The organism is Colwellia sp. MB3u-41 (genome assembly GCF_014076845.1).
GTDB lineage: Bacteria > Pseudomonadota > Gammaproteobacteria > Enterobacterales > Alteromonadaceae > Colwellia_A.
Map to the genome: position 1 here is coordinate 231,031 of NZ_JACGUT010000058.1, position 26,030 is coordinate 257,060.

At 36.0% G+C, this 26,030-nt stretch carries 32 protein-coding genes; 18 read left to right on the forward strand and 14 right to left on the reverse strand.

What is annotated here, in order from left to right:
- Nucleotides 1-5 precede the first annotated feature (5 nt).
- From H4J73_RS06415 to H4J73_RS06430, 4 genes are all read right to left on the reverse strand, one after another.
- Complete coding sequence (locus H4J73_RS06415; protein ID WP_182181377.1) at nucleotides 6-530, reverse strand: chemotaxis protein CheW; 525 nt, start codon at nucleotides 528-530, stop codon at nucleotides 6-8.
- Nucleotides 530-2,647: a chemotaxis protein CheA gene (locus H4J73_RS06420; protein ID WP_182181378.1), complete on the reverse strand. Its 2,118-nt coding sequence runs from the start codon at nucleotides 2,645-2,647 to the stop codon at nucleotides 530-532. The genes H4J73_RS06415 and H4J73_RS06420 overlap by 1 nt, the downstream gene beginning before the upstream one ends.
- Before the next feature lie 5 nt (nucleotides 2,648-2,652).
- On the reverse strand, nucleotides 2,653-3,015 hold the full coding sequence (locus H4J73_RS06425) for a response regulator (protein ID WP_182181379.1): 363 nt from the start codon (nucleotides 3,013-3,015) through the stop codon (nucleotides 2,653-2,655).
- Between the two features lie 77 nt (nucleotides 3,016-3,092).
- Complete coding sequence (locus H4J73_RS06430) at nucleotides 3,093-3,368, reverse strand: lipid asymmetry maintenance protein MlaB (RefSeq protein WP_182181380.1); 276 nt, start codon at nucleotides 3,366-3,368, stop codon at nucleotides 3,093-3,095.
- Nucleotides 3,369-3,863: 495 nt separating this feature from the next.
- Here H4J73_RS06430 and H4J73_RS06435 point away from each other — a divergent pair, with 495 nt between their 5' ends.
- The 6 genes from H4J73_RS06435 to H4J73_RS06460 all read left to right on the forward strand — a co-directional run bounded on the left by H4J73_RS06435 (nucleotide 3,864) and on the right by H4J73_RS06460 (nucleotide 7,323).
- Nucleotides 3,864-4,232, forward strand: coding sequence for a hypothetical protein (locus H4J73_RS06435; protein WP_182181381.1), 369 nt, complete (start codon nucleotides 3,864-3,866; stop codon nucleotides 4,230-4,232).
- Between the two features lie 26 nt (nucleotides 4,233-4,258).
- Entirely contained in the window at nucleotides 4,259-4,396 is a 138-nt protein-coding gene (locus tag H4J73_RS06440) for a hypothetical protein (RefSeq protein ID WP_182181382.1), read from the forward strand.
- Nucleotides 4,397-4,529: 133 nt separating this feature from the next.
- Nucleotides 4,530-5,762, forward strand: coding sequence for a Xaa-Pro peptidase family protein (locus H4J73_RS06445; RefSeq protein ID WP_182181449.1), 1,233 nt, complete (start codon nucleotides 4,530-4,532; stop codon nucleotides 5,760-5,762).
- A gap of 162 nt (nucleotides 5,763-5,924) precedes the next feature.
- Nucleotides 5,925-6,515, forward strand: coding sequence for a septation protein A (locus tag H4J73_RS06450; RefSeq protein WP_182181383.1), 591 nt, complete (start codon nucleotides 5,925-5,927; stop codon nucleotides 6,513-6,515).
- A 28-nt stretch (nucleotides 6,516-6,543) separates the two neighbouring features.
- Nucleotides 6,544-6,846: a YciI family protein gene (locus H4J73_RS06455; RefSeq protein WP_182181384.1), complete on the forward strand. Its 303-nt coding sequence runs from the start codon at nucleotides 6,544-6,546 to the stop codon at nucleotides 6,844-6,846.
- Nucleotides 6,847-6,918: 72 nt separating this feature from the next.
- Complete coding sequence (locus H4J73_RS06460) at nucleotides 6,919-7,323, forward strand: lysozyme inhibitor LprI family protein (protein ID WP_259366728.1); 405 nt, start codon at nucleotides 6,919-6,921, stop codon at nucleotides 7,321-7,323.
- Between the two features lie 51 nt (nucleotides 7,324-7,374).
- Here the strand turns inward: H4J73_RS06460 and H4J73_RS06465 are convergent, their stop codons facing one another.
- Genes H4J73_RS06465 through H4J73_RS06495 form a run of 7 tightly spaced genes read right to left on the reverse strand, consistent with a single transcriptional unit; the run spans nucleotide 7,375 to nucleotide 12,522 of the window.
- The gene (locus H4J73_RS06465) at nucleotides 7,375-7,767 is read right to left on the reverse strand and encodes an OsmC family protein (protein WP_182181386.1); all 393 of its coding nucleotides are present in this window, start codon (nucleotides 7,765-7,767) and stop codon (nucleotides 7,375-7,377) included.
- A gap of 41 nt (nucleotides 7,768-7,808) precedes the next feature.
- Nucleotides 7,809-8,552: a DUF1461 domain-containing protein gene (locus H4J73_RS06470; RefSeq protein WP_182224908.1), complete on the reverse strand. Its 744-nt coding sequence runs from the start codon at nucleotides 8,550-8,552 to the stop codon at nucleotides 7,809-7,811.
- Complete coding sequence (locus H4J73_RS06475) at nucleotides 8,552-9,256, reverse strand: hypothetical protein (RefSeq protein ID WP_182181388.1); 705 nt, start codon at nucleotides 9,254-9,256, stop codon at nucleotides 8,552-8,554. The genes H4J73_RS06470 and H4J73_RS06475 overlap by 1 nt, the downstream gene beginning before the upstream one ends.
- Nucleotides 9,253-10,050 (reverse strand): hypothetical protein, encoded by a 798-nt coding sequence (locus tag H4J73_RS06480; protein ID WP_182181389.1) that lies wholly within the window; start codon nucleotides 10,048-10,050, stop codon nucleotides 9,253-9,255. Before H4J73_RS06480 ends, H4J73_RS06475 begins: the two co-directional genes overlap by 4 nt.
- A complete protein-coding gene (locus tag H4J73_RS06485; protein ID WP_182181390.1) occupies nucleotides 10,050-10,409 on the reverse strand; it encodes a cupredoxin domain-containing protein in 360 nt (119 codons plus the stop codon). Before H4J73_RS06485 ends, H4J73_RS06480 begins: the two co-directional genes overlap by 1 nt.
- A gap of 47 nt (nucleotides 10,410-10,456) precedes the next feature.
- Nucleotides 10,457-11,863: an ATP-binding protein gene (locus H4J73_RS06490; RefSeq protein ID WP_182181391.1), complete on the reverse strand. Its 1,407-nt coding sequence runs from the start codon at nucleotides 11,861-11,863 to the stop codon at nucleotides 10,457-10,459.
- The gene (locus H4J73_RS06495; protein WP_182181392.1) at nucleotides 11,863-12,522 is read right to left on the reverse strand and encodes a response regulator transcription factor; all 660 of its coding nucleotides are present in this window, start codon (nucleotides 12,520-12,522) and stop codon (nucleotides 11,863-11,865) included. The genes H4J73_RS06490 and H4J73_RS06495 overlap by 1 nt, the downstream gene beginning before the upstream one ends.
- 531 nt (nucleotides 12,523-13,053) lie before the next feature.
- Here H4J73_RS06495 and H4J73_RS06500 point away from each other — a divergent pair.
- Together H4J73_RS06500 and H4J73_RS06505 are read left to right on the forward strand one after the other, a co-directional pair.
- Nucleotides 13,054-13,545: a hypothetical protein gene (locus tag H4J73_RS06500; protein WP_182181393.1), complete on the forward strand. Its 492-nt coding sequence runs from the start codon at nucleotides 13,054-13,056 to the stop codon at nucleotides 13,543-13,545.
- A gap of 95 nt (nucleotides 13,546-13,640) precedes the next feature.
- Complete coding sequence (locus tag H4J73_RS06505) at nucleotides 13,641-14,150, forward strand: YchJ family protein (protein ID WP_182181450.1); 510 nt, start codon at nucleotides 13,641-13,643, stop codon at nucleotides 14,148-14,150.
- Between the two features lie 2 nt (nucleotides 14,151-14,152).
- On the opposite strand, the gene H4J73_RS06510 is transcribed toward H4J73_RS06505, so the two are convergent.
- Nucleotides 14,153-14,698 (reverse strand): VC2046/SO_2500 family protein, encoded by a 546-nt coding sequence (locus H4J73_RS06510; RefSeq protein ID WP_182181394.1) that lies wholly within the window; start codon nucleotides 14,696-14,698, stop codon nucleotides 14,153-14,155.
- A gap of 205 nt (nucleotides 14,699-14,903) precedes the next feature.
- On the opposite strand from H4J73_RS06510, the gene xthA reads away from it, so the two are divergent.
- Entirely contained in the window at nucleotides 14,904-15,710 is an 807-nt protein-coding gene (xthA, locus tag H4J73_RS06515) for an exodeoxyribonuclease III (RefSeq protein WP_182181395.1), read from the forward strand.
- A 16-nt stretch (nucleotides 15,711-15,726) separates the two neighbouring features.
- The gene (gene rlmA, locus H4J73_RS06520; protein WP_182223809.1) at nucleotides 15,727-16,542 is read left to right on the forward strand and encodes a 23S rRNA (guanine(745)-N(1))-methyltransferase; all 816 of its coding nucleotides are present in this window, start codon (nucleotides 15,727-15,729) and stop codon (nucleotides 16,540-16,542) included.
- A 22-nt stretch (nucleotides 16,543-16,564) separates the two neighbouring features.
- Here the strand turns inward: rlmA and yfbV are convergent, their stop codons facing one another.
- Nucleotides 16,565-16,996 (reverse strand): terminus macrodomain insulation protein YfbV, encoded by a 432-nt coding sequence (gene yfbV, locus H4J73_RS06525; RefSeq protein WP_182181397.1) that lies wholly within the window; start codon nucleotides 16,994-16,996, stop codon nucleotides 16,565-16,567.
- Between the two features lie 191 nt (nucleotides 16,997-17,187).
- Between yfbV and H4J73_RS06530 the strand changes: the two genes are divergently transcribed.
- The 7 genes from H4J73_RS06530 to H4J73_RS06560 all read left to right on the forward strand — a co-directional run bounded on the left by H4J73_RS06530 (nucleotide 17,188) and on the right by H4J73_RS06560 (nucleotide 23,912).
- Entirely contained in the window at nucleotides 17,188-18,402 is a 1,215-nt protein-coding gene (locus H4J73_RS06530) for an acetate kinase (RefSeq protein ID WP_182181398.1), read from the forward strand.
- 4 nt (nucleotides 18,403-18,406) lie between these two features.
- Nucleotides 18,407-20,521 (forward strand): phosphate acetyltransferase, encoded by a 2,115-nt coding sequence (gene pta, locus H4J73_RS06535; RefSeq protein WP_182181399.1) that lies wholly within the window; start codon nucleotides 18,407-18,409, stop codon nucleotides 20,519-20,521.
- A 531-nt stretch (nucleotides 20,522-21,052) separates the two neighbouring features.
- Nucleotides 21,053-21,433 (forward strand): ACT domain-containing protein, encoded by a 381-nt coding sequence (locus H4J73_RS06540; RefSeq protein ID WP_182181400.1) that lies wholly within the window; start codon nucleotides 21,053-21,055, stop codon nucleotides 21,431-21,433.
- A gap of 14 nt (nucleotides 21,434-21,447) precedes the next feature.
- Nucleotides 21,448-21,795 carry a Spx/MgsR family RNA polymerase-binding regulatory protein gene (locus H4J73_RS06545; protein ID WP_182181401.1) on the forward strand — a complete coding sequence of 116 codons (348 nt, stop codon included), beginning with the start codon at nucleotides 21,448-21,450 and terminating at the stop codon, nucleotides 21,793-21,795.
- Nucleotides 21,792-22,955, forward strand: coding sequence for a succinyl-diaminopimelate desuccinylase (gene dapE / locus H4J73_RS06550; protein ID WP_182181402.1), 1,164 nt, complete (start codon nucleotides 21,792-21,794; stop codon nucleotides 22,953-22,955). Before H4J73_RS06545 ends, dapE begins: the two co-directional genes overlap by 4 nt.
- Nucleotides 22,956-22,960: 5 nt before the next feature.
- Nucleotides 22,961-23,653: a M15 family metallopeptidase gene (locus H4J73_RS06555; RefSeq protein ID WP_182181403.1), complete on the forward strand. Its 693-nt coding sequence runs from the start codon at nucleotides 22,961-22,963 to the stop codon at nucleotides 23,651-23,653.
- A complete protein-coding gene (locus H4J73_RS06560) occupies nucleotides 23,646-23,912 on the forward strand; it encodes a hypothetical protein (protein ID WP_182181404.1) in 267 nt (88 codons plus the stop codon). The genes H4J73_RS06555 and H4J73_RS06560 overlap by 8 nt, the downstream gene beginning before the upstream one ends.
- A gap of 146 nt (nucleotides 23,913-24,058) precedes the next feature.
- On the opposite strand, the gene bamC is transcribed toward H4J73_RS06560, so the two are convergent.
- Complete coding sequence (gene bamC, locus H4J73_RS06565) at nucleotides 24,059-25,144, reverse strand: outer membrane protein assembly factor BamC (protein ID WP_182181405.1); 1,086 nt, start codon at nucleotides 25,142-25,144, stop codon at nucleotides 24,059-24,061.
- Nucleotides 25,145-25,487: 343 nt separating this feature from the next.
- Between bamC and H4J73_RS06570 the strand changes: the two genes are divergently transcribed.
- Nucleotides 25,488-26,015, forward strand: coding sequence for a glycine cleavage system protein R (locus H4J73_RS06570; protein ID WP_182181406.1), 528 nt, complete (start codon nucleotides 25,488-25,490; stop codon nucleotides 26,013-26,015).
- The last annotated feature ends 15 nt before the right edge of the window (nucleotides 26,016-26,030 follow it).

The window sequence follows — 26,030 nt, forward strand, 5'->3', positions numbered from 1 at the left end:
TTTATTTAAATTAACTGATGTTTTTCAATTTCTTGCAGGGTATTTACATTAAGTAAAGTGACCACGTTTTCGCCAACATTGACTAAACCGTCAAGATAATTTTGGGGTACACAACCACCAAAAGCGGGTGCAGGTTTTATTTCATTGACTTCAACATTAAGCACATCAGAGACGGCATCAACAACAAAACCTATCGTTCTGGTTTTATTTTCAGTCTCTACGGTTAAAACTATCACCACCGTTGTTTCACAATAATTCGCTTCACCAATATTAAATTTCATCCGTAAATCAACAATAGGCACAATAATACCGCGCATGTTGATCACACCTTTTATGTAACCAGGTGAATTAGGGATACGCGTTGGATTTTCCCAACTACGAATTTCTTCAACACATAAGATATCAACTGCGTACTGCTCATCAGCCAATAAAAAAGTGAGGTATTGTTCACCACTGGTTATAAAGTCAATACCTTCAAGGGAATACTCCCCTTCTACAGGTACTTCATCTGCTAACATTTGAATATCCATTAAGAGATAACTCCTGCAGATATTGACGGAGTAACGTGAGACTGGTTTTGTTGATTACTTTGAGCTTTTGATAGCGCCATAGTAATAATACCTGGCACGTCAAGGATCATCGCAACAGAACCATCACCAAGAATTGTTGCCCCCGAAACACCTTCAACCTGCTGATAATTATCATTTAAACTTTTAATAACCACTTGCTGCTGGGCGAGTAAATCATCAACCATCAAACCAATTTTTTGTCCGTCAGCTTCAACAACAACCAGTAAACAACGTTCAATGTGTTCAAATTCACAAGGGATGTTAAATAGCTGATAAATAGGGATAACAGGAACGTTGTCTTCCCTAAGTCGGTAAAGTAACATGTCACCTGAAACACGATTAATGAGCGTTTTTTGTGGCTGCAAAGATTCAACAATCGTGATTAATGGAATAATATAAACTTCCCTGCCAACCCGGACTAGCTGACCATCAAGAATAGCCAAAGTCAGTGGTAAATTCACACGAAAAGTACTGCCTTTTCCTTGCTCAGATTCAACTTGTATTCGCCCGCCTAGCGATTGAATATTCTGTTTAACGACATCCATACCGACGCCACGACCCGAGATATCACTGAGTTCTTTTGCCGTAGAGAAACCGGGTTCGAAGATCAAATCAAAAACTTGACTATCGGTTAACGTTGTACTTTCATCAACTAAACCTTTTTCAAGCGCTTTATTAAAAACAGCTTGGCGATCAATGCCACCACCATCGTCACTGATTTCAATAACAATACTCCCACCTTGATGATAGGCATCCAGTATAATTGTGCCCTTTTCAGGCTTACCGTTCGCTAATCGAACTTGTGCAGACTCAATACCATGGTCAACAGCATTACGTACTAAATGCACAAGGGGGTCGCCAATTTGTTCCATCACAGTTTTATCGAGTTCTGTTTGCTCACCTTTAAGAATAAGCTCAATTTCTTTTCCTGTTTTTTTAGATAAGTCATGAACGAGCCTTGGAAAACGATTAAATGCAAAGCTAATAGGCAACATACGAATACGCATGACACTTTCTTGTAATTCTTTTGTATTTTGCAGGAGTTGCTCTAAACCTGCGTTAAGGCGTTCAACTTTTGATAAGTCAAAATCATTACCTAACTCAGACAACATCGATTGAGTAATGACCAGTTCACCTACTAAGTTGATTAAACTGTCAACTTTATCAACGCCTACTCGAATAGAACCTAAGTCATTTTTAGACTTACCTGCAGGCTTATCTACATTATTTTTTTGTGAAGGTTCGGGAGTATTTGTTGCTATTTTTGATGAAGAGACACAAAGCTCACTTAGGGTTGATTCGTCACTCACACCTTCAGCACTTGATACATCAACACTTATTTTACTGAGTTTAACGTTCTCTTCTTTAATCAGAATAAGTTCACATTCGTCTTCAACCCACTCAAAGACTTCTTTAATATCATCTTCACTCGCGTTTGAACGCAGTGTTAAACACCAACTTAAATAAAGTTCTTCTGCATCAATGTCATTAAGTGCGGGTAGTTCTTTAGCATTCGCTACGACAGTAATTTCGCCTAAATCAGCTAAAGCATTGAAAAGTAATAACGGGTCATTACCGGTTTGCACTAAGTGATGCTCTGGAATGAACTTTATTTGCCACGTTGTCATATCATTATTATTTTCAGTTGCCAGTTCATCAACATTTATGGTCACCACCTCACTAATGACACTTCCGCTTGAAGCTAATGTTTGCCTTAATAACCGAGAATTTTCAGCTATTTTTTCACTGTTGCACTCGCTTTCATCTCTTATGGCTTCAATTAACAAGCGCATGCAATCAACTGACTCTAAAAGTAATTCAACATCATCGGGGTCTATATTGCGACGACCATCACGCATTTCATCAAGTAAAGTTTCAACTAAATGCGTGAATTCTGTCACATGATTAAAACCAAACGTCCCCGCACCGCCTTTAATTGAATGGGCTGCACGAAAGATTGAATTAATTGTTTCATCATCACCTTGCTCTAAATTGAGCAAACTCGATTCCATTAATTCGAGGCCTTCAAAGCTTTCTTCTAAAAAGCTAGGAATAAATTGCGAGAGGTCTACGCTCATAATAGCTACCTAACAACCCGTTTAATGGTTGCTAATAATTTTTCAGGGTTAAAAGGTTTGACTAACCAACCAGTAGCGCCGGCAGCTTTGCCGCGCATTTTCATATCACCCGAACTTTCTGTGGTTAACATTAAAATCGGAGTGAATTTAAAGGTAGGTAACTTGCGCAATTCTTGGCAGAGTGTAATACCGTCCATGATGGGCATATTTACATCTGAAATAACAAGGTCAAACGTTCCATTTTGCGCTTTATTCAGGCCATCTTGGCCATCTTTTGCTTCAACAGTTTCATAGCCTGCACTTTTCAATGTGAAACTAACCATATCGCGAATAGAGTTAGAGTCGTCAACAACCAACACTTGGATCATAGGTCTTTCCTTTTGAGGGTAAATATAAACGGCAAAGGCTTAATCAACATCTTAGGTTAGTCACTAAAACGTTAAGATTAAGCATTAAGATATTGATTTAAAATAGCTTCGTTAAGCCCTAACTGCTTAACGCTTTCTTGGATAACACAGGAGGTGGAACGCCAGTTAAGCGCTTTGTTTTGTGAAGCAATATAAGTTACTGCAGCTAACAGTAACTGAACACCTACTGTATCGATATGAGTAACCTCACTGTCGTCAAAATTGATCACATCATTTTGATCAATTTCTAACAATAGCTTGGTTTTACATTCATCAACTTGAGCAATGGTTAACTGAACGGGTAATTTGAACATTTAATCCCTTATAATGTTGAACAAAATAGATAACCTATTAATAAAGATAAGACAAAAAAAATTAACTGCAAGTTTATTTTGATAATAAATTCACTATTTTTTAGGTATTTACAACCTATTTTTAGAATGGAGTTTAAAATTCATATCAATAAAGTAAGGTTTTTTAATGAATATATTGCTTTCCCTGTTTACAATTATTATGGTTAAAAAAAGGATATATTTTGATTTCGCTGATTTGAAAAAATAAAAAGCAACTATGAGCAGAACGTTCAAAGCGTCTTACAACGATTCGAAGAATATAGCCACAGCCAGCAATTAAGAATTGACCAAGCCAATCAATCGACGATTGATAACCTTAAGTTGTCTCATCAAAAACATCTCGACCAACAAAATACACAAATTAAGCAATTAACTGATGACGTAAGTTATTACAAAGCGTAAATAGCGAAGCAACACCAAATAATAGGGCAGCTTTATAGTCGATATGATGCGGTAATGAGCTATTTGCTAACAGAAAAAAGAAGAGACATTGATATTAAAGATATTTTTTCTGATGAAGACATCCAAAGCGATGGAAAAAGTGAATTTATTGAAGGTTTACATCTCCCATCAAATAACAGCGAACTTAATAGTCAATGTAAACAGACCAACCAAAAGGCTGTAAAGACTCATATCAATGAGAGGGAAGGAAGCATTCAAAAAGAAAGCCCTTCAGCATTGGAGCAATGTGATGACAACTTGTTTGACCAAGCCATTTTTAAAAGACAATCTGGTGATGTTAAACAGGCGTTTCAATTATTTGAACAAGCCGCAAAACTCGGTTATGCAAAATCAATGGGAGCAATGGGTCGATCATTTTTTTAGGTGAAGGGATAGAAGAAGATCAAACAATGGGTTTAGCATGGCTTATTCATGCAGCCAATCAAGCACTATCGCAGGCAGTTGCTCGCGTGAAGTATTTTCAAGAAAATAATCATGAACTTTATCAACAGGCTTGCACTGTATCGAAGCAATTAGCTATTTCCTAACATTGTAATTTATGTGATTTTTAAGCGATAAATTTTTTAACTAACCTAAACCCAATGTGTATATTGTATAAAGTAACCGTGTCATAATACACACATACATACACGACTTTTGGAACATTAAATGACGCAAAAAATGACGATAGGTGTAGGTGGCTCTGATGCAGGAACTGAACTAGCTAAACTTAACAATATGACAGCTGATGTTCAGCCTATCTCCTCAAACGAGTTTAAAGCACGTATTGCTAAAGCCCAACAATTAATGAAAGCTAATAATATTGAGGCGACTTACTTAGACGCGGGCACTAACCTCTATTATTTTACGGGTACTAAATGGTATGCCAGTGAGCGCATGGTGGGAGCAATCATTCCACAACAAGGCGAAATCCAGTACATTACCCCCTACTTTGAAGTAAATACCTTAAATCAGTATATGACCATAAAAGGTAAAATTAATGGTTGGCAAGAACATGAAAGCCCTTACCAATTATTTATTGAAACCTTAAAAAATATGGGCATTAACTCAGGAACCATTGCGCTTGACGAATCAACGGCATTTTTTATTGCTGACGGCATAAAACAATGCGCCGACAATAGTAATAATAATTATCAACTTATTGATGCAAAAGCAGTTACTGCAGGATGTCGTAGTGAAAAGTCTTCATTTGAAATAGCCTTATTGCAAAAGGCTAAAAATATGACGATGGAAGTTCATAAAGCGGTGGCAAGAATATTAACTTCTGGGATAAGTACTCAAGAAGTCACTGACTTTATTAATCAAGCACACATAAAGGTGGGATCCCCTGCTGGTTCATACTTTTGTATCGTTTTATTTGGTGAAGATTCATCCTATCCACACGGCGTAAAAACCCCTAAAACCTTAGAACTCAATGACATCGTGTTAATTGATACCGGTTGCCATGTAGAAGGGTATAACTCAGATATCACCAGAACCTATGTTTTTGGTGAAGCGAGCCCCCGTCAACGTGAAATGTGGCTACTTGAAAAGAATGCACAAAAAAGTGCTTTTGATGCAGCAAAGCTTGGCGTTCCTTGTGGCGATGTTGATATTGCAGCCCGTGACTATTTAGCAAGCCAAGAAATGGGCCCCGATTATCAAACACCAGGTTGTCCACACAGAACCGGCCATGGTGTAGGTTTAGACATTCATGAATGGCCTTACTTAGTGCGTAGTGATAAAACGCCACTTACTATTGGAATGTGTTTCTCGAATGAACCCATGTTGGTATTACCGAACGAATTTGGCATTCGCCTTGAAGATCATTTTTATATGAGTGAGCACGGCGCCAAGTGGTTTACAGAGCCTTCATATTCAATTGATGATCCGTTTGGATTAGTCAAAGGTTAGTTATCATTAAACAGAATGAACCATCATATTCGTTATTGACTCATTCGTTTTTGCCTTATCTTTAGAGTAATATTGTCGCATTAGCCAAATAATTGTTTGGCTAATGGGTAAGCATTGCGTAGAATTAGATTACTTTTAAACCTAGGTTGAAAATTTATTACTATGCATGCTTTGTTTGAATATCTTCCTCTGGTTGTTTTTTTTATTGTTTATAAGTTTGTTGATATCTATTGGGCGACAGGCTCTTTAATCATTCTTGCTGGTGCGCAAATAATTTACTATCTTATTAAAAAAGAAACCATTCCAAAGCGTACTTTAATATTTTTTGTGCTTATTGCCGTATTTGGTGGTTTAACTATATTTTTGCACGACGATACTTTTCTTAAATGGAAAGTTACCATCATCAATTTATTTTTTGCTATTGCTCTCCTCGTTAGTGATAAAATCTTCAAAAAAAATATCATCAAAGACTTCCTTAACGAGGCATTATCTTTACCTGACAATATTTGGGGAAAACTGAACTTAGCTTGGGCTTTATTCTTTGCATTGTGCGCTGTATTAAATTTATACGTTGCCTTTAATTTTGACCAAGATACTTGGGTAAACTTTAAAGTGTTTGGTTTAACCGCTTTAATGTTTGTTTTCTCTATTGGTTCAGTTTTATTATTATCAAAACATTTACCTGATGATGAAGACAACCCCAACAGTAAATGTGATAAAACAATTGAAGAAAAAAATAATCGCTTAAAGTAACTATCACCCCTAAATTGTGGAAAATAAAATGTTTTATCTTATATATTCAGAAGATGTAGAAAATAGCTTATCATTAAGAATGTCGGTACGTGAGCAGCACTTAACACGTTTAAGAGAATTACAAGACCAAGGGCGCTTATTAATTGCCGGCCCTTGTCCAGCTATAGATAATGAAAACCCAGGAGAGGCAGGCTTTACTGGCTCTCTCATTGTTGCTGAATTTAAGAGTTTAATAGCAGCACAAGCATGGGCTGATAAAGACCCTTATATTACAGCAGGTGTATATAAAAAGGTAACTGTAAAACCTTACAAAAAAGTACTGCCTGCATAAACTACGTTATTTATTATAACGTTATATATAATTCCATCATTTAAGAAAGTATTTAGAAATTTAATGAAGAGTATGATGACCAAAATTTTCACTTACAGCTTAATGTTAGTTTTTTGCTTTTTATCGACAGTTAGCTACGCCAAAAAGTCGATTGAGCACTGTGAAACAACACAAGATACCACATCAGGATTATCAAGCTGTTTAGATGTAGTCAAAGAAGCAGTAGACAGAGAATTACAAACTTGGATAAACAACCAAGTTTTTATTCTTGAAGAATTTGCATTGGCAACAGGGCGACGAGCTGCATTAGATATGTTTAAGCGTTCTCAACGTAATTTTATCACGTTTAGAGAAAATGACTGCCGATGGCAGTACCTTGCTATTTCACCTGGCACAGGTGCAGCTTCGGCCTACAAAAAATGTTATATATTAGCCAGTAAAAGTCGTATTAAAGAGCTAGAGGTCATTAACCCCTAACGCTATTTTTTCAGTCTAGTAAACGGCTATATAACCATTACTGGGTTGAAATTATTGAGCAATCAAAATATCGAATTCTGGCATTGCCTGTATAACTTTTTTTACTGTACAAGTATTTGCTGAAACCATTAATGCTTTTTTATATTTCTCTGGAAAGTTATCGGGTAACTGAACACGTATAGAAAATTTCTTTTGATATTTATTTTCACCAATAGGGGTATCATCTTGAAAAACTTTAATACCGTCAGTACTGATATCACGCTGTTGACAAAACTTACGAATATAAAAAGCGGCACACAAAGGCATACTAGCAAGAAAATAATCTAAAGGCTCTGGATGATTAGCTCGACCTCCGGCGGTAATACTTTGATCACTTATAATTTCATGCTCGCCAAAAATTGCTTTAAGTGCTTGTCCCTCAAGCATGTTGACTTCAATTCTCATATTTAATATTCCTTTGAATAATGTAAGTTAATGGTTAAGAATTAACGTTTGAAAATTTTTATTTTTAATAATTGATAAATAACCCAATAAATAATACCTGCTATAAGACTAAGAGAAAGCGCAATCGCAGCAAATAAGTCAGGTGCTTTCATTAAGCTACTCATTAACGACTCTTGGTAATAAAAAAACCATTGGTGATCATCAGGAAAGACCAAGGTATGCAAATAATAAAAGATATCTGTTAAGCCAAAGAGCCCAAAGATAGCGAATATCACAACGGTTGGTATAATTACCGCGGTGTATTTTTGCTTTTTACTGGGTTCGGGAGATTTTACGTAGTAAATGACCCCAATTGTAATAAGTAGTAAGAAAATATTAATAAAGGATACCAAACGTAATTGGCTAACCAAATGACTAACATCTTGTAAATGCACCACTTCTGACATTGTTAATAAAGTCTTATAGTGGTTATCTTTATTTAAATAATTTAGCGTTGCTAGATGCTTACCGTTACTGTTAATTTCATCAACTATTTCGTTAAAAATTTGTATATGTTGTTGAGTGCTCGTGCTGGCAAAATCTTGTTTACCTTTGGTATTTTGTGGCGTATAGGTTTTTATTGTTTGTTCAATATTAAGTTGTTCATACCAAAACCCATAAAAGAAGTTAACACTTTTATTCACTTGCCAACTTAACCCTAGTGAAAAGATTAATAAGAACAAGCAGCAGCTCAGCCATAAAAGAACAGCCCCCCTCCTCTTACTTGTCAGTGAACGATTATTCATTAAAATTCATATTCAATAGCCACACGTAAAATATGATCTTTGCTTTTACCATTAAGGCCCGTGATAAAGCCTAATTCCCACTTTAACTGTTTTTGTCCAGCAAAGCGTTGTATTCCCATGAAAGCTGGACCGATACCAACATAGTCTTCACCTGAATATAATTCAATTGCTGGTTGGAACTGTGGTAACCAACGATAACGATATTGAGCACGAAATTCCATTTCTATTTCATTTTGAATGTCATTACCCCATTCATAAATCAAAAATGCATTGATACTTAAACTGGTACGGCCTATTTCTTTTTCAAACAGTAAACCTGAAGTGACTTCCCAACTGTCTTTATTATGCTCTTTTTCAACTTCAAAAAGCATGCCCCAATCAGCCCAATATTCACCTTGTTCCGTTAACATCCAACGCGTTTCAATTTCGTAAGCAGACACACCAAAATTGCCATCGACATCACGTTCACCCACGATATAGAGTTCTACCATCATATTATCAAATACCGACTGTCCATACGCAAAGCGCTGAGCTAAATCATTGGTGTTATCCGTTTGGTGAGATAATAGCCGCCACTCAACTTCCTTTTCATTAGGTAAAACATAAGGATGATAAACTTTGTCGACGACAACACCATCAGCGAAGGTGAAACTGCTATAGAAACAATTAAACAGTAATGCTAAAGCATAAAGTGCTTTTTTCATGATATAACGTCCTTAAAGCGAAATAGTCGCCAAGGTTTGCTGGGGAGTTGACACCAAAAAAGTGCCGTTAGCAAAGCAGTAAAATAAAGGCCAATTTGCAGTAATGTGGGACTTGCATCGTAACCCAATAAAGCTTTCAAAAAATGTCCTAATTCAGACTTTTCTCTGACAATAAAGTTGAGATCAAAAATCATCCGGCTACTCGGTAAAAAATCAATTTGTAATAATAAATCACTCGTCTTATTGAATAATCCGCAAGCAAAAAGGATGAAAATAAGTTCAGTACTTCGAGCATAGAAACGTTCATTGAGAAACAAGCAGAAAAAATACAATAAAATACTAATGCTAATACAAATACCGACACCTAGCACAACACCAATAAAAAGAGTATTAACGACATTGGCTTGCGACCAATACCCGAGAAAGTAAATAAGAAAGGTAGTGCCTTGAAGCATAATAAGACATGCCAAAATAGCAGTAGCATATAAAGAATTTTTACATTCGCTTAGGGTATTTTCAATTTTATTTGAGGTATTAATAAAACCCAAAATCAATATATACACAAGTACATGCGTACTGGCATAAAACCATTCAAGCCCCGTATCATCAAATAATTGGCTGATTACATCGATGCAGAGCCAAAGTAGTAACATTAAAAAAACACCAATTACTGCGCCACTAAAGAGCGTAAAGCCAGATAAGTGAAACTTACTTTTAATCGACAACAACAATGCGAGTACTATAAAAACAACGAGGCTATTACTCAAAAACAAGAGAACAGTATTAATCAACATTAAGCTCCTCCTGGTTTATTTTCTTGCAGAGGTTTTACTCTTTTATTACGCTCTGGAGTAGATGTAACCACAATAGTCCCTTTCGCACTATTAGGGTTAAATTCACCAAAGAACTGATACTTTCCTTCAGGTAATGGACCAATAAAAATAACCGCTTTCTTGTTTGGAAAAATAACCTTTTCTCGATTTAAATCAAAACTGTCAAACTCTTCAGGTGTTGTATCACGATTATAAATAATGAGTTTAATTTTTTCATTAGCGGGAATTTTTATCACGGATGGGGAAAATAAGTGATCTTTTAACTCTACAATGTATTCAACACGCTTAGCCCATACATTAAGACTCAAAATTAAAGACATAAAAAGGCTAATAATACTGATTTTCTTTATAAAAACAGAGCACAATTTCACGTATTATCCTCTTGTTTTTGTTCACGCTGATTTAATTTCATATTACTGTACTGAGCCTTTTGAGGAAAGGTTACTAACACTTTAAGCCCATTTAATTGCGTTGATTTTGCTAAGGTTATTTTCCCTTGATGTAATTTAACAATATGCTGAACAATGGCTAAACCTAAACCACACCCTACAACAGTTGATTGATGGCTATCACCACCAACACGATAAAAACGGTCAAAAACCCTGTCGTATTCACTTTGTTTAATACCAGGACCAGAGTCTTCGACGATTAGCGTAAAGCTTTGTTCATTAACCTGTGTTTTCACCAATATTTTCCCACCATTGGGCGTATATTTGCAGGCATTACCAATTAAGTTTTTAACTAAGGTAAGTAGAGCAAATTCATTTGCGTAAATTGTAGAAACTTGGCTTTCAAGTGAAATTTCGTGCTGATGTTTCATTATTTCAGGGTATAAATCGCTGATCACCTGTTGTAATAAAGCCTGTAGCTCAAGTTGAGTAACTGCCATGATAAGTTGATCGGGATTGGTACGATTAAGCGTTAATATTTGATCAACAACATGTGCCATTCGGTCAACACTTTGGCCTAATTGCATGAGAGAAACTTGCCCGTCATTGTCGAGTTTTTTACTTTGGGTCATTTGTAAATTGTGCACATTAATTTTAAGCACACTTAATGGAGTTCTTAGCTCATGCGCTGCATCTGAGGCAAAATGACGTTCACGGGTAAAAGCAGATGATAAACGCTCAAATAATAAATTAAGTGTGTGAATCACAGGTTGTAATTCTTTTGTTGATGTTACACTTGAAAGCTTTGACAAGTCATTTATTTTTTTTCCTGAGAGCTCTCTTCGTAAAACAGTCAAAGGCTTTAAAGCTTGGCGAATTGCCATAAAAATAAATAACGCAATAACGGGAATAACCAAAATAATAGGTGTCACCGCAGACAAAATGACGTCTTGTGCTAACGAAAATCTTTGTTCAAGCGGTTGAGCAACAAGTACCCTTTTTTGAGGTAATTGTTCTTTGGTTGTTTCAATAAATACTCGCCAACGCTGCCCTAGAAAATTCAGGTCAGTGAACCCCGAAGGTAAGTCAGTTAATAGCATCTGAGGCGCATTATTAGTCCGTAATAATAAGGTTTCATTATTGAATAATTGGTAAGCTATGTGGTCAGAAGGTATAACGGTTGCATTACTGGCTGAACTTTCCAAGGCACTTTTATTATAAGTTGCCGATGTCGCGAGTAACGTTTTCCCTATAATTTGTAATTGTTCATCAAACAAATCATTTGCCTGACTCATACTCGCCTTATAACCTTGTATAGCAGCAAGAAATGTTACCAACGTGATAATTGACAATAGTATAAGGACTAAATAACGGCGAATAGACATTAAGTTTTATTCACCGTATAACCTACGCCTCTTACTGTTTTTATAAAGTGATCCGGCAGTTTTTTGCGTAAGTTATGAATATGAACCTCTACAGCATTGCTTGCCACTTCTTCACCCCATTCATATAAACGCGATTCAATTTGTTCCCTTGATTGAATTCTACCTGCATTTTCCATCAATGCTTTTAGCACCATGTATTCTTTTTTCGACGCTTTGAGTTCATCCTCTTCAATAAAAATTTTATGTGCAGTAGTGTCAATCACCACTTGTGAACAAATAATTAATGCTGATTCAGCGGTACCTAACCGACGTTCAATCACTCTAAGGCGTGCTAAGAGCTCACTAATCTCAAAAGGTTTAACCAAATAATCGTCTGCGCCAAAATCTAAGCCTTTGATTTTATCTTCAAGTGAATCTCTTGCCGTAAGGATGATCACAGGAATATCAAGCTTGCGATCACGAGTACGCTTAAGTATTTCTAAACCGTCAATATCAGGTAAGCCTAGATCAAGAATCACTAAGTCTTGATCTATGACAGCCAGCGCTGAAATTGCCGCATTGCCATTATCAACATGATTAACAACAAAACCTTCATGGCGAAGTGACTGCTGCAGCCCTAAAGCTAATGGCATGTCGTCTTCAACTAACAATATACGCATATGTTTCCTTGAATGATTAAACCGACAACTATTATTTTTATTAATTAAAGACAACATATACCGACTTTCGATATTTTGTGGGAAGAATTATTTTCCACTCGCTATCTATCTTTAAGATAAGTTTATTGCACAAAAAACAAATACAGTGGCCTGCTTATATTCTCGCTCATCAGACAAAGTTTCTCTATAAAAATAAATAATACCAAACTTCGTTAATCATTAGGTGATATATGCCATCGTATATTTTATTTGATTACAGGTGCTGAAAAAAAATAACAAACTTTTCTTAGGTAAAGCTTAAGAAAAAAATTATTACCCTCACTAGATAAAAATAGTGTTAATTGTCTGTCCTTACAACTTCATTCATTGATAACACAGTGCAAAGCGTCCATACCGCCTCATTTATAGCTTTGTAGACCGCAACAGGATAAGTCTATCAATATAGCGAGCATATAAATGATCAAAAAAGTGCTTGAATAAACACCACAAACGATATACTGTACATCCATACAGTATATCGAGATTCCAGAAATGAATTTATTAAATCACTTTAATACCAATGCGTTAACTATAAAAAATAAAAGTTTAACAATTGAAAACCCCAATTGGTGTGATGTAAGAGTTATTGCAAATACCGTTGAAGTTTCTCAGCAGTATACTGAAATATTCCAAAAACATGATTTAGATAACAAATGGATCTTAATGATAAACCCTGAAGAAAAACCACTTCAACAATTATCTACCCAAGGAAAAATAGATCCTAAAAAAATTCTTAAAGTGAATATTCATCAACGGAACATCTCACTAAAAACCATCAAAAATGCCTTAGAGAAAGGTCATTGCTCGGCGGTTATTTTATGTAATGCCACATTAGATAAATCTCAATTAACTCAATTAACTCAATTCGCTGAGAAAGGACAAACCAAATGCATTATTTTAACGAAGCAAGCACAAAAACGTTTAAATCAAAACCGACTAGGACGTTACGTAACTATTTCGGACTCTTCTTTGTTATTGCATTAATGTCGTTTGAAAATATTTTTTCGTTAATAAAAGAGAAAATAAAATTTTGCTCTGATAAAATAGATAATATGCTTTTTTAGGATTATGCTCGTTTTATGCAATGCCCATGTGGTTCGAATATTAGTTTCAAAAAATGTTGTTTTTTATTCATAAATCAAGAAGCGCAAGCGCTATCACCTGAGCAATTGATGCGTTCACGTTATAGTGCTTATGCAACAAAATCTGCTGATTATATTTACAATACGTATGCCGAATCTAGCAGAGCATATCAGTCATTGACTGATATTTTTGCATGGGCAAAAGACACTAAATGGTTAAAACTCACCATAAATTCAGCAAGTGAATATACTGAGATTAAGATTAAAAGATCGGCAAACGCTGATATTAATGAAGATAAGTCGAACACAGTGTGTTTTTCTGCTTATTACCAACACCAAGATGCATATTTTATAATGAAAGAAACTTCACGTTTTATTGTTGAAGACAATCAATGGCGTTATCTAGATGGTGAGGTCAGTATCAACGAAGAGTTACCAACCCCAAAAAGAAATGAATTATGTTTTTGTCATAGCAATAAAAAATTTAAACAATGCTGTGGTTCATAAAGTCAGGCAATAACATCAAGTAAAGGAGCCTTTACTATCGTGTTATGAACAGCGTTAAGCCAACCTGTCGCGTCAAATGATAATCTTGAAGTATCTGAGTTCAACAAGGTATTATTTTTTTGCTGACCAAATTTTTTCTGACAATAAAGTGATGTATTACTTAAGACTAGCTGTGTTACATGCTTTTTATCATCACGAAAGGCGAGTGGTCTAGGTGATAATGCATTCGATAAACGTAATTCTGCTAAGTTATTTTGTTGAATAAGCTCGGCTTGATCAAACATGGCTATCGTGTGTTTTTCATCTAAAGATAAAGGCGCTTTTTCTGGAAGTTCAAAGTCTCTACGTAAACTTAAATCATTAGTCGTTTTGATATCAGCGACAGTTTTTGGTAAAGAAAACTGACTATGGCTTCGAACATCCTCAGTTAACATCGCCAATAACAGAGAAAAGTCTGCACGTCGGGCACTGTGGACACTTTCATTAAGTTGTTCACCTAATTGTAATTCGTGTACCAGAATTTGACTGTCAACTGACTCTGTAAGCAATGATCTTCAACTTTATTGTTTTATATAAAATTTATATCGACAGAACCTTAATTTTAATGAGCTTAATTTTCATTTATTTACAAATTTTGCTCTCGATTAGTATTGTTAGGGTAAATAAGTGTCTAATTCTCTTCACTCGCAATTAATAATAACCTTCGATGATAACTTCTGGTAGCATATAAAAAAATTAATACTGAGTGTTTTTATGAAAATCATTAGCTTTAACATTAATGGCCTCCGCGCGCGTTTACATCAACTTCAAGCCATAATAGATAAACATCAACCTGATATTATTGGCTTACAAGAAATCAAAGTTCATAATGATGCTTTTCCTATAGAAGCTGTCGAAGCGATGGGCTATCACGTTTATTTTCATGGTCAAAAAGCACATTATGGTGTTGCTATGTTATGTAAAAAAGAACCTAGTATTATAAAAATGGGTTTCCCAAGCGATACAGACGATGCTCAAAAACGTATGATCATGGTTGAAACTACCAATGAGCAAGGTGAAAAAGTGACGATACTTAACGGTTATTTTCCGCAAGGAGATAATATTGCCCATGAAACTAAGTACCCTTACAAGCGTCAGTTTTATAAAGATTTAATGACTTATTTAAATGAAAATCACACACCTGAAGAGCATGTGGTTATTATGGGAGATATTAATATTTCCCCAATTGATTTAGATATTGGCATTGGTGAACCCAACCAAAAACGTTGGTTAAAAACAGGAAAGTGTAGCTTTCAACCAGAAGAACGAGAATGGCTTGCCACCTTAATGAGTTGGGGCTTTAAAGATACCTTCAGAGATTTACACCCGACGAAGACAGAACGTTACTCGTGGTTTGATTATCGCTCTAAAGGTTTTGTTGATAACCGTGGTTTACGTATTGATGTTGTATTAGCGACTCATAAAATGGCCGCAACATGTATCGAAGCTGATGTTGACTACGAATTACGTGGTATTGAAAAGCCTTCAGATCATGCCCCTATTTGGTCAACTTTTAAGTAACCGTTAAGTAAATATTATGTTCCCTGCACAATATATTTGTCCAATTTGCAAAGAGTCATTAACGTTGAAAAGCAAAATTTATCGTTGTGAAAACAATCATAGCTTTGATGAGGCTAAAGAAGGTTATGTAAATTTATTGCCTGTTCAATATAAACATTCAAAAGATCCCGGTGACAATAAAGCGATGGTTAATGCTCGCCGTGCATTTTTAGATAAGGGCTTTTATCAACCTCTTGCTAACGTATTACAGTCGCTTTATCAACAATATGGTGATTTAACCAAGCCTGTCTTTGATGCTGGCTGCGGTGAAGGGTTTTACACTCAGCAGTATGTAAAGCCAACAAATAATGTTTATGGTATTGATATTGCTAAAAATGCTGTTAAAAATGCGGCTAAAAAATACCAAGATTGTCAATTTAGCGTTGGCACGTTGTCACTATTACCTTTTAGTGAAAATTACTTTTCTTGGATTAACTCTATTTATGCGCCAATTCTTGAGGAAGAGTTTACGAGAGTATTAGCATACAAGGGGTATTTAGTCACAGTAACGCCAGCAAAAAATCATTTAATTGAGTTGAAGGCATTAATATACCGAGATGCGAAGCAGCATGATATCAGTAAAAGTCCTATTGAAAATTTAACATTAGTTGAGCAAAAAGAAGTAAATTATGTGATGGAGTTTACCCAAAGTGAAGACATCATTAACTTGTTGGCTATGACCCCTTTTGCCTTTAAAACAAGTGAAAGCTTACTTGACGACTTAAAAGCGAGAGATAACTTTACTTGCCAAGCAGACTTTTTAATACGTCTTTATCAAAATACGCTTTACTAAACTTAACAGGGTAATGAAGTAATCAAAATGTAGAGTTTTGAGATTGGTGGCTAATATTAAGTAGCTTTGCTAAATCAATAAAACGTGGTTTATGCACTGATAACTTTATTGAACCACCCGCTTCATTGACTTTAGCAACACTTTCTTTATACCAAGAAGCCAGAGCTACGGGTAAAAACTTATCAGCTTTAAGTCCTAGCATCAATAATGCCTGTACCGGAATACTTAAAATAAATAAGCTATAAACTAAAGCTTGTGGCAATAAAGTTACTGAACCAAGATAAAGTTGCATAATAAAAGAAAATAGCGCAATTCCCGGTAAATAACGGAAAACCAAACGGCTAATTTGTACGGCTTGATATTCGGCAAAATAATTACCTAATTCAGCTCGCTGAGGCCAAAGTTGCATATACTTTCGACCTAGCTTGATCAGTTCGACTACACTCATATTCATAGGCGACACATTATAACAACTGTTATTTAAAAGATAGCACAAAGTTGTAACTAGTTTTAATGAAATAACCGTAAAGTGACTTTCCTTCGTTTATATCAATATTTCGTCGGTATAAATGGTCTATAATCATTTCCATTAACGTATTGTAATAAAACACTTAACCTCTTTTTAAATGAGCATTAAATAAAACTATGAAAAAAAATCTAATTTTAGTGTTAAATTGCGGGAGCTCTTCCTTAAAGTTTTCTTTAATAGAGCCTGAAAACGGTGAAACAGTGCTTTTAGGGCTAGCCGAACGCTTATTATCTGACCAAGCAAGTATAAAAATCAAATATCAGGGGCAAACAACAAAAAGTACATTACCTAGCCCATTTGATCATCAAACAGCGATACTCACTTTAGTTGAAGCGTTAGCCTTGTATAAACTGAATTTGCAAATTTTTGCGATAGGCCACCGAGTTGTTCATGGCGGGGAAAGCTATTGTACGCCTACATTAGTTACCAATGAGGTAAAAACATTAATCGACAATTTATCTCGACTTGCACCCTTACACAACTTTGCAAACTTAATCGGTATTAACGCGGCAGAAGCTGTTTTTTCAAATTTACCTCAAGTAGTTGTTTTTGACACCGCATTTCATCAAACTATGCCAGAAAAAGCTTATATTTATGGTATTCCCTACGCCCTTTACCAAGAAAATGGCATTCGTCGGTATGGTTTTCATGGTACTAGCCATTATTTTGTTGCACAAGAAGCGGCAAAAAGACTGAATAAACCGCTCAGTAAAGGTAATTTCATTAGTGCTCATTTAGGTAATGGTTGCAGTATTTCAGCGATTAAGAATGGGCAAAGTGTCGATACAAGTTTAGGCTTTACACCCCTCGAAGGCGTTATGATGGGAACACGCAGTGGCGATGTTGACCCTGGTATTATTTTTTACCTCATCAATCAATTAGGTTATACCACAGAGCAAGTGAGTCATTTACTGCATAAAGAAAGTGGTCTACTAGGGGTTTCAGGTTTAAGCAACGATTGCCGTGAAATTGAAGATGCGTGGTTGAAAGAAAAAAATCCACGAGCAAAGTTAGCATTAGACATATTTTGCTACAGAATCGCAAAATCAATTGCTTCATTTACCGCCAGCTTGACCTCACTCGATGCCTTAATTTTCACTGGTGGCATAGGGGAAAATTCAGCGCTTATTCGTGAAAATATTATTGATCAACTTAGCTTACTTAATTTTTTTGTCTCGAATGAAAAAAATATAACATGCCGCTTTGGTCAAGCAGGTCATATAAATACTGAAAATTCTCGTCAAATCTTAGTTATCCCAACCAATGAAGAATGGGTTATTGCCGAGCAAACCTCACAACTTTTATTAAATAAATTACCCGATAAGGAATAAAACGATGTCCCATAGAATAATGTTGATTCCTGTTGGTTTTGGCGTCGGGCTGACCAGTGTTGCGCAAGGTTTACTTCATGCTTGCCAACAAAAAGGCATTAAGGTCGGGCATTTTAAACCTATAAGCCAGCCCTCGCGAAATTTATTAACCCAAAAAAATAAACCTATTGAAAGTATGACTAATGTGGGTACCTCAATATCATTAGCGTATGTTGAACAGCAAATGGGTGACGGTAAGCATAATATTGTTTTAGAAAAAATTGTCGGTGATTTTATTGATTTTGAAAAAGAATATGATGTTGTTATTATTGAAGGCCTTATTCCAACGACTCGTCAACCTTACGCAGGTAGAATTAACCGCGATGTTGCACAAGCGCTTTCCGCAGATATCGTTCTCGTAGCAGCTCCAGACAACGATAGCCCAGAAGAGTTTGAAGACCGTATAGAAGTTAGTGCAGAAACCTTTGGTGGCATAAAAAACAAACGCGTAATTGGTTGTATCATCAACAAAATTAATAGCCCTGACAAAGACGAATATGGACTACTGCCCCGAGAAAATGAATTTAACAGTGAACTTGATATTACACCTCTGATTAATTTATCTATTTTTAATAACCGTCATTTTGACTTATTAGGTACTATCACGTGGGAAATGGACTTAATTGCCCCCCGCGTCATTGATATTTGCCATTATCTTAACGCAGAAGTGTTAAATGCTGGCGATATGTCTCATCGCCGCATTCGCAGTATTAGTTTTTGCGCACGTAGCGTTGGCAACTTAATGAGCCATTTACAACCTAGCCGATTAATTGTCACCCCCGGCGACAGAACAGATATTATTATCGCTACCTGTTTATCTACATTAAATGGTACCAAGGTTGGTGCGTTATTATTAACCAATGGCTATAAGCCAAATGAACAAGTAATGACCTTATGCCAACAAGCTTTAGATGCTGGACTTCCTGTACTTTCAGTGCCTTGGGATACTTGGCAAACGTCTCGTCATTTAATGAACTTCAATCCAGAAACACCAATAGATGATATTCAACGGCATGAAAAAATAAAAGAATATATTGCTGATAATTTGTCTTCGGCCTGGTTACAACAATTGTCAGAGAATGTGGCACAAAGTAGCCAAATGTCTCCACCTGCATTTAGACATAAGTTGACTGAACTTGCCCGTAATGCCAATAAACTAATTGTTTTACCTGAAGGTAGCGATATCAGAACAATAAAAGCAGCGGCAATATGTGTTGAGCGTGGTATTGCTCGTTGTCAGTTGCTGGGCGATAAAGAAAATATTTTACTGATTGCAGAACAACAAGGCATTCATTTACCTGATGGACTACTAATCACCGATCCTTCCTTGATTCGTGACAATTACATAGTTCCCTTAGTTGCATTAAGAAAACATAAAGGATTAACGGACGTTGTTGCTCAACAAGAATTAAAAGATAACGTTGTATTAGCGACAATGATGTTGCAATTAGGTGAAGTAGACGGCCTAGTTTCTGGCGCGGTAAATACAACAGCGAATACCATTAGACCTGCCCTACAGCTAATTAAAACTGATGAAGAAAGTTCACTCGTATCATCTATTTTCTTTATGTTGTTACCAGAACAAGTCCTTGTTTATGGCGACTGCGCTATTAATCCCGAACCTAATGCAGAGCAGTTATCTGAAATAGCGATACAGTCAGCAGATTCAGCAATAAAATTTGGTATAGAGCCTAAAGTCGCCATGATAAGTTACAGTACAGGTAGCTCTGGTTATGGAGCAGACGTAGAAAAAGTCGCAAAAGCAACTAAACTTGCACAAGCCAAACGACCCGATTTAATTATTGATGGCCCTCTACAGTATGATGCCGCAATTATGGAAAATGTAGCAAAGAAAAAAGCCCCTAACAGCCCTGTTGCAGGTAAGGCTAATGTCTTTATTTTTCCTGATTTAAATACCGGTAATACCACCTACAAAGCGGTACAACGTTCAGCTAACTTAGTCAGTATCGGTCCAATGTTACAAGGAATGAGAAAACCAGTAAATGATCTTTCCCGTGGCGCCTTAGTCGATGACATAGTTTATACAATTGCATTAACAGCTATCCAAGTAAAAACATAATTTACTAAGCTAAAAGGTCACCCTATTAACCTTTTAGCTTCTATTTTCATTGAGTTGAGACTGATTTAATATAAAGTTGACTATTTTGATAACTATATCACTTATTAGCGACTAGACAAAAAGTAACCAGTAAAAATTTACCTTTTAAAACATAAGGATAAGCGATAAAGCAATAGTTATCCACAACAATGCCCACAGCTTTTGTGGATATCATTAATAACTTTTAGGAGTGATTTAAGAGGTTAACCACTGAGAATTCAATAACTTTTTAATGTTTGATGCGATTTTTATAAACAAACCATCTTTAGCACAATTTACCATGCAAAACAAACATAATAAACGCCCATCTCTGCATAAGCTATATTAGGTCCATGACGAAACAATAATATTTATTTTTCCTCATTTTATTCTATAGCGCCGTGACTACAGTAATTAGGAATACATCATATTAATCGCTTTACCCCGGTTATCACTACTTTAAACATTAGCCAGTAAACGCTATAGTAACTTTTTATCTAAAGGTGGCTTGCCATGAGTACGTTTACCCTCAAATTACTCGAAGAAACTTTTGCTATTCATAGCCTAGCGCGCGATGTCGACATACCCAAAGCGGTGTTTGACGCGCCAATATTTTTTATTGCCAAAACCAATGAGGAAACGTCCATTGTCCTCCCTCAAAACGTCACTATTATTAGTGATGAAGTCGAAAGAGATTGGCAAGCGCTTGAAGTCGTCGGTCCACTCGATTTTACGCTGACCGGTATTCTCTCTAAAATATCAACAATATTAGCGAATGAAAAAATTAGTATTTTTGCAATATCAACTTTTGATACTGATTATATTTTAGTAAAATCACAAAATGTATCATTGGCAACAACCGCCTTACTAGCCAATGATTATCAAATAATTTAGTTTTAGGAACTTTCATGACGACTATTTACGGCATAAAAAATTGCGACACTGTTAAAAAAGCAACTAAATGGCTTGATAATCAAGCGATTGAGTACAAATTTTTCGACTTTAAAAAACAACCGCTAACGCCCGATTTACTCAATGAATTCGTAAGTAAAAGCTCATGGGATGTTTTACTTAATAAACGCAGTACTACCTTTAGAACTCTGCCTGATGAAATTAAAAACAACTTAACCGATGAGGTTATTTTTCAAGCGGTGTTAGCTCAACCCACATTACTGAAAAGGCCTTTAGTTGATCACAATACCTGCTTTGAAGTGGGCTTTAAAGAACCATTATATCAAGCGCTATTTTTATCATGAGTGATATTAACCTTACCCATAAAGTGATTTCACTCGCCATTGATTTAATCGCGCGCCCTTCGGTAACGCCTGAAGATTTTGGTTGTCAAAAAATGATGGCTGAACGTCTAGAGAATTTCGGTTTTAATAATGAAACACTGATCTTTGAAGATACCACCAACCTTTGGTCTAGACGTGGAACAACCGCGCCAGTATTTTGTTTTGCCGGTCATACTGATGTTGTTCCTGCAGGGAATTTAGAACGTTGGCATACCCCCCCCTTTGAACCCACCATTATAGATGGCATGTTATATGGTCGTGGCGCAGCCGATATGAAAGGCAGTTTGGCGGCTATGATCATCGCTACGGAACGTTTTGTCAAAGATCACCCTGACCATAATGGTTCAATCGCTTATTTAGTCACCAGTGATGAAGAAGGCCCTTTTATCAATGGTACTACACGTGTTATAGATACACTCGAAGCCCGTAACGAAAAAATAGATTATTGTATTGTTGGTGAGCCAACAAGTTCTCATCAGGTTGGGGATATTGTTAAAAATGGTCGTCGGGGCTCTATCTCCGGAGAGTTAATCATACAGGGTAAACAAGGCCATGTGGCTTACCCTGAACATGTCAAAAACCCCATTCACCTAGCAATGCCTGCATTAGCTGAATTAAGTACAATGCATTGGGACAACGGTAATGCCTATTTTCCTATGACGAGTTTTCAATTATCAAATATAGAATCAGGCACTGGCGCAACTAATGTTGTGCCTGGCCATTTAACTGCTTGGTTTAATTTACGCTTTAGTACAGAGTTAAACTTTCAGAATATTATGGATAAGATTGATGCGGTACTTACAGAGCATCAATTAACTTACGAAATAAAATGGACATTTAACGGTAAACCCTTCATTACAGAACCTGGAACTTTGCTTGATTCAACAGTGAAGGCAATAAAAAAAGTAACCAATATTGATGCCGAGCTATCAACATCTGGCGGTACATCAGACGGTCGATTTATCGCACCGACGGGGGCCCAAGTGATTGAACTGGGTCCTTGTAATGCGACTATTCACCAAGTGAATGAAAGTGTTAGCTGCAATGACTTAATCACTCTCAGTGATATTTATTATCATACGCTCGTTAATGCCTTAACTGATCAAACACCAGTAGCATAATCGTAATGACAAGAATCTTAACTGAAAAGCAACTAACAGGGCATGACGATAGCCATATTACTTGGTTAGATGAGAGGACAGGAATTCATCAACAAGCATTGTCTGCATGGATAGCAATGTCTAAAGAAGCAAAGTCAGCGGGCTTTGAACTAAAAATAGCCAGTGGATATAGAGGCTTCAACCGTCAATTAACCATTTGGAATAGAAAGTTTTCAGGGAAATTGCCGATTAAAAATCAACAAAATGAAATCCTCAATATTGAAGTAATGACTGAGCAAGAAATTATTCATGCTATTTTATATTTTTCAGCATTACCTGGAGCAAGTCGCCATCATTGGGGATGCGATATTGATATCTATGCAGCCAATTTATTGCCTGAAAACCAGAAGTTACAGTTAGAGCCTTGGGAGTTTGCCGAAAACGGGCCTTTTTACTTACTGAGCCAGTGGTTAGCTAAAAATTCCTGTCGCTTTGATTTCTACCTTCCATACGACAAGTTTCGCGGTGGTGTTGCTATAGAGCCTTGGCATTTATCATATTGGCCGATAGCACAATATGGAGAAAAGCGATTAACCCTTAATTGTATTGAAGCCGTTATTTTAAACGCACAAATATCAGGTAAAAATGAAATAATGCGGCAATTGTCAGAAATTTATCAAAACTATATACAAAATATTGGGAGTATCAACTATGGATAACTGGCTAGTCATCGTCATTATTATTGCTGCTTTCGCTCTAGTTCTCGGCAACTTTAGTGTAGTTCAAAAAAATGCGCAAACCCCCTTGCGAAAGCAGGGTTTAAATGATTTACAAGAAACCCTGCCGCGTTCACATAAGCAGACACATAAAATGCCAACAATTACTGCAAAAGATCCTATTGAACTAAAAGAAAAAAGTGGTTTAGCAACACAAGTCAATGAAATATCAGAGCAGTCTACTTTAAAAAAAGAGTCTTAAAGTTATCGCTTTCGTTACTTTAGAACCTTTTATATTAACTCACTTCACTAACAATAATGTTGTTAGTTATTTTAAATTATCGATTACAAACAAAAACGCCGCTAAATCAATTTAGCGGCGTTTTTATTAGTTACGTTTAAAGAATATTACAAAGCATCTCTAAAAGATAAACCTGCCTCCATTACTGGGAAAATACGCTCTAATGTTTCTATCGGTAATACATTACCGTCAACATCGTAAATAGTTACTGATGTTTTACCTTTTTCGTCGCTAAGCACAAATTGATATTTGGCTTCATCAACATCAATGACAGGTACATCATCTCCCCAAATAACTGACCATAAGCTATTTTCGGGTTTAACAAAATCTACAAAGTAAATTTTCTTACTTTCATTTAAATCTGTTATTTCAAAGCCATAATCTGCAAAAAACAATGGCATGTTAGACCATAGCATTTCAATATCAATTTCTGCAATATAAGCAGGTTCTGCTTGAGCATTTTCACCAATAGTGACAAACTTTTGATTCGCTCGCATTAATCGGTTTTCACGTTGTTTTAACCGATATTTAAAGTCAACTTGGGCAATAATTTGATTGAGCATCGCCATTTCAGAACGTTGCTTGTCAATTAAATCCATCGTTTTACTCGCACCATTTATATCTGTACGCATGTAATCAATCAATTTCACCGTTAAGGCGACACTACGACCATGAGGTTTGCTTTCAAACGAATAACTATAACGAACACTTTCACTGCTATCTACCGTTTTAAATAACCAATACCCAGAAGTTTCTTCGTTATGGTGCCAGTCTGATTCAAACACTGTATCTTCTGTGTTGATGGCCGTTAACTCAACACCATCATTAACGAGTTGCTCTCGCAATGCATCCGTTAAAAATGTTTTTAAATCAGTGTCTTCTAATACTTGGTCAAACCAAATTTTAGAGTCTGTTGTGCCAGGAACAACACGTGAAGATGACGCCACTGGTAGTACAAGTGAAGGTGCTCTCACATCAACACTTTGACCCACTGGCCCTTTGTGATTAATATCATCAGAGATAAAAAACTTTGTATTTTTTTTAGGTTTGTTTAAACCTGTTGGAATACTTAATTCTTGAGCTTCTTTCTCTTTGGCGTATTCAAAATCGCCCATAGCGCTTTTGTTATTAATACTGCCACAACCTGTTACTGCAAGACTTAACAAGGAAAAATAAAATATACGACGATTCATTAACACTCCTGAGGATACAATCTGAATCTTTTAAAGTTTGTTCTTATATAAAGTTGATAATAAAAGTTAACCTTACGTCATTAAATTAACACAACGAAAACTTTAACCTGCTCTTTGAGTAAATTATCTGTATTAAGTTCCAATATTATCTTTAGATTTTATTGTTCAGTATTTACGAGCGAGTTATCAAACAAATTAATGGGCTACATGGTACTTGGCTGTTTTTACAAACACAAGAATTCAACTCGAAAAATCATAAATAAATATTATCTCTCTTTAATACGGGTTTTTATCTAGTTTAAATACGTTACAATAGCGACTTTTTAAAACACTGAGGTTAACTATGTCTCAATATTTAGTGCTCACAGCGATGGGCGCCGACAGAACAGGAAGTGTGAGCGAACTCACTAAGCTCGCCAGTAAATGTGGCTGTAATATTATAGACAGTAGAATGGCAATTTTTGGTCTAGAGTTTTCTTTGATTATGCTTTTAAATGGCAGTGCAAAAGCGATTAATCAAATTGAAAACAAATTACCCGCTATGGCAGTTAAACTTGAATTAATCACGATGATGAAAAGAACCTCTGGATATAAAAAGAGAGATTTCACCCATCATTATCAGGTTGATTATGCTGGCATTGATCAACCTGGCGTATTAAAAGCAATGACTGCATTCTTTGCTACCCGCAATATTGACTTATCTTCTTTGAAATCAGAAATTGACCCAGTAAATAATCAAATGAGCGCCACAATACTGATTGCCTTAACGGAAGAAACGAGTATAGAACAGCTTGAAAGCGACTATTTTGAACTCTGTGAACAAGTTGGGGTACAAGGCTGCATTAAAAAAGTGAATTCAAACCTTATATAAACATAATACTTAGTA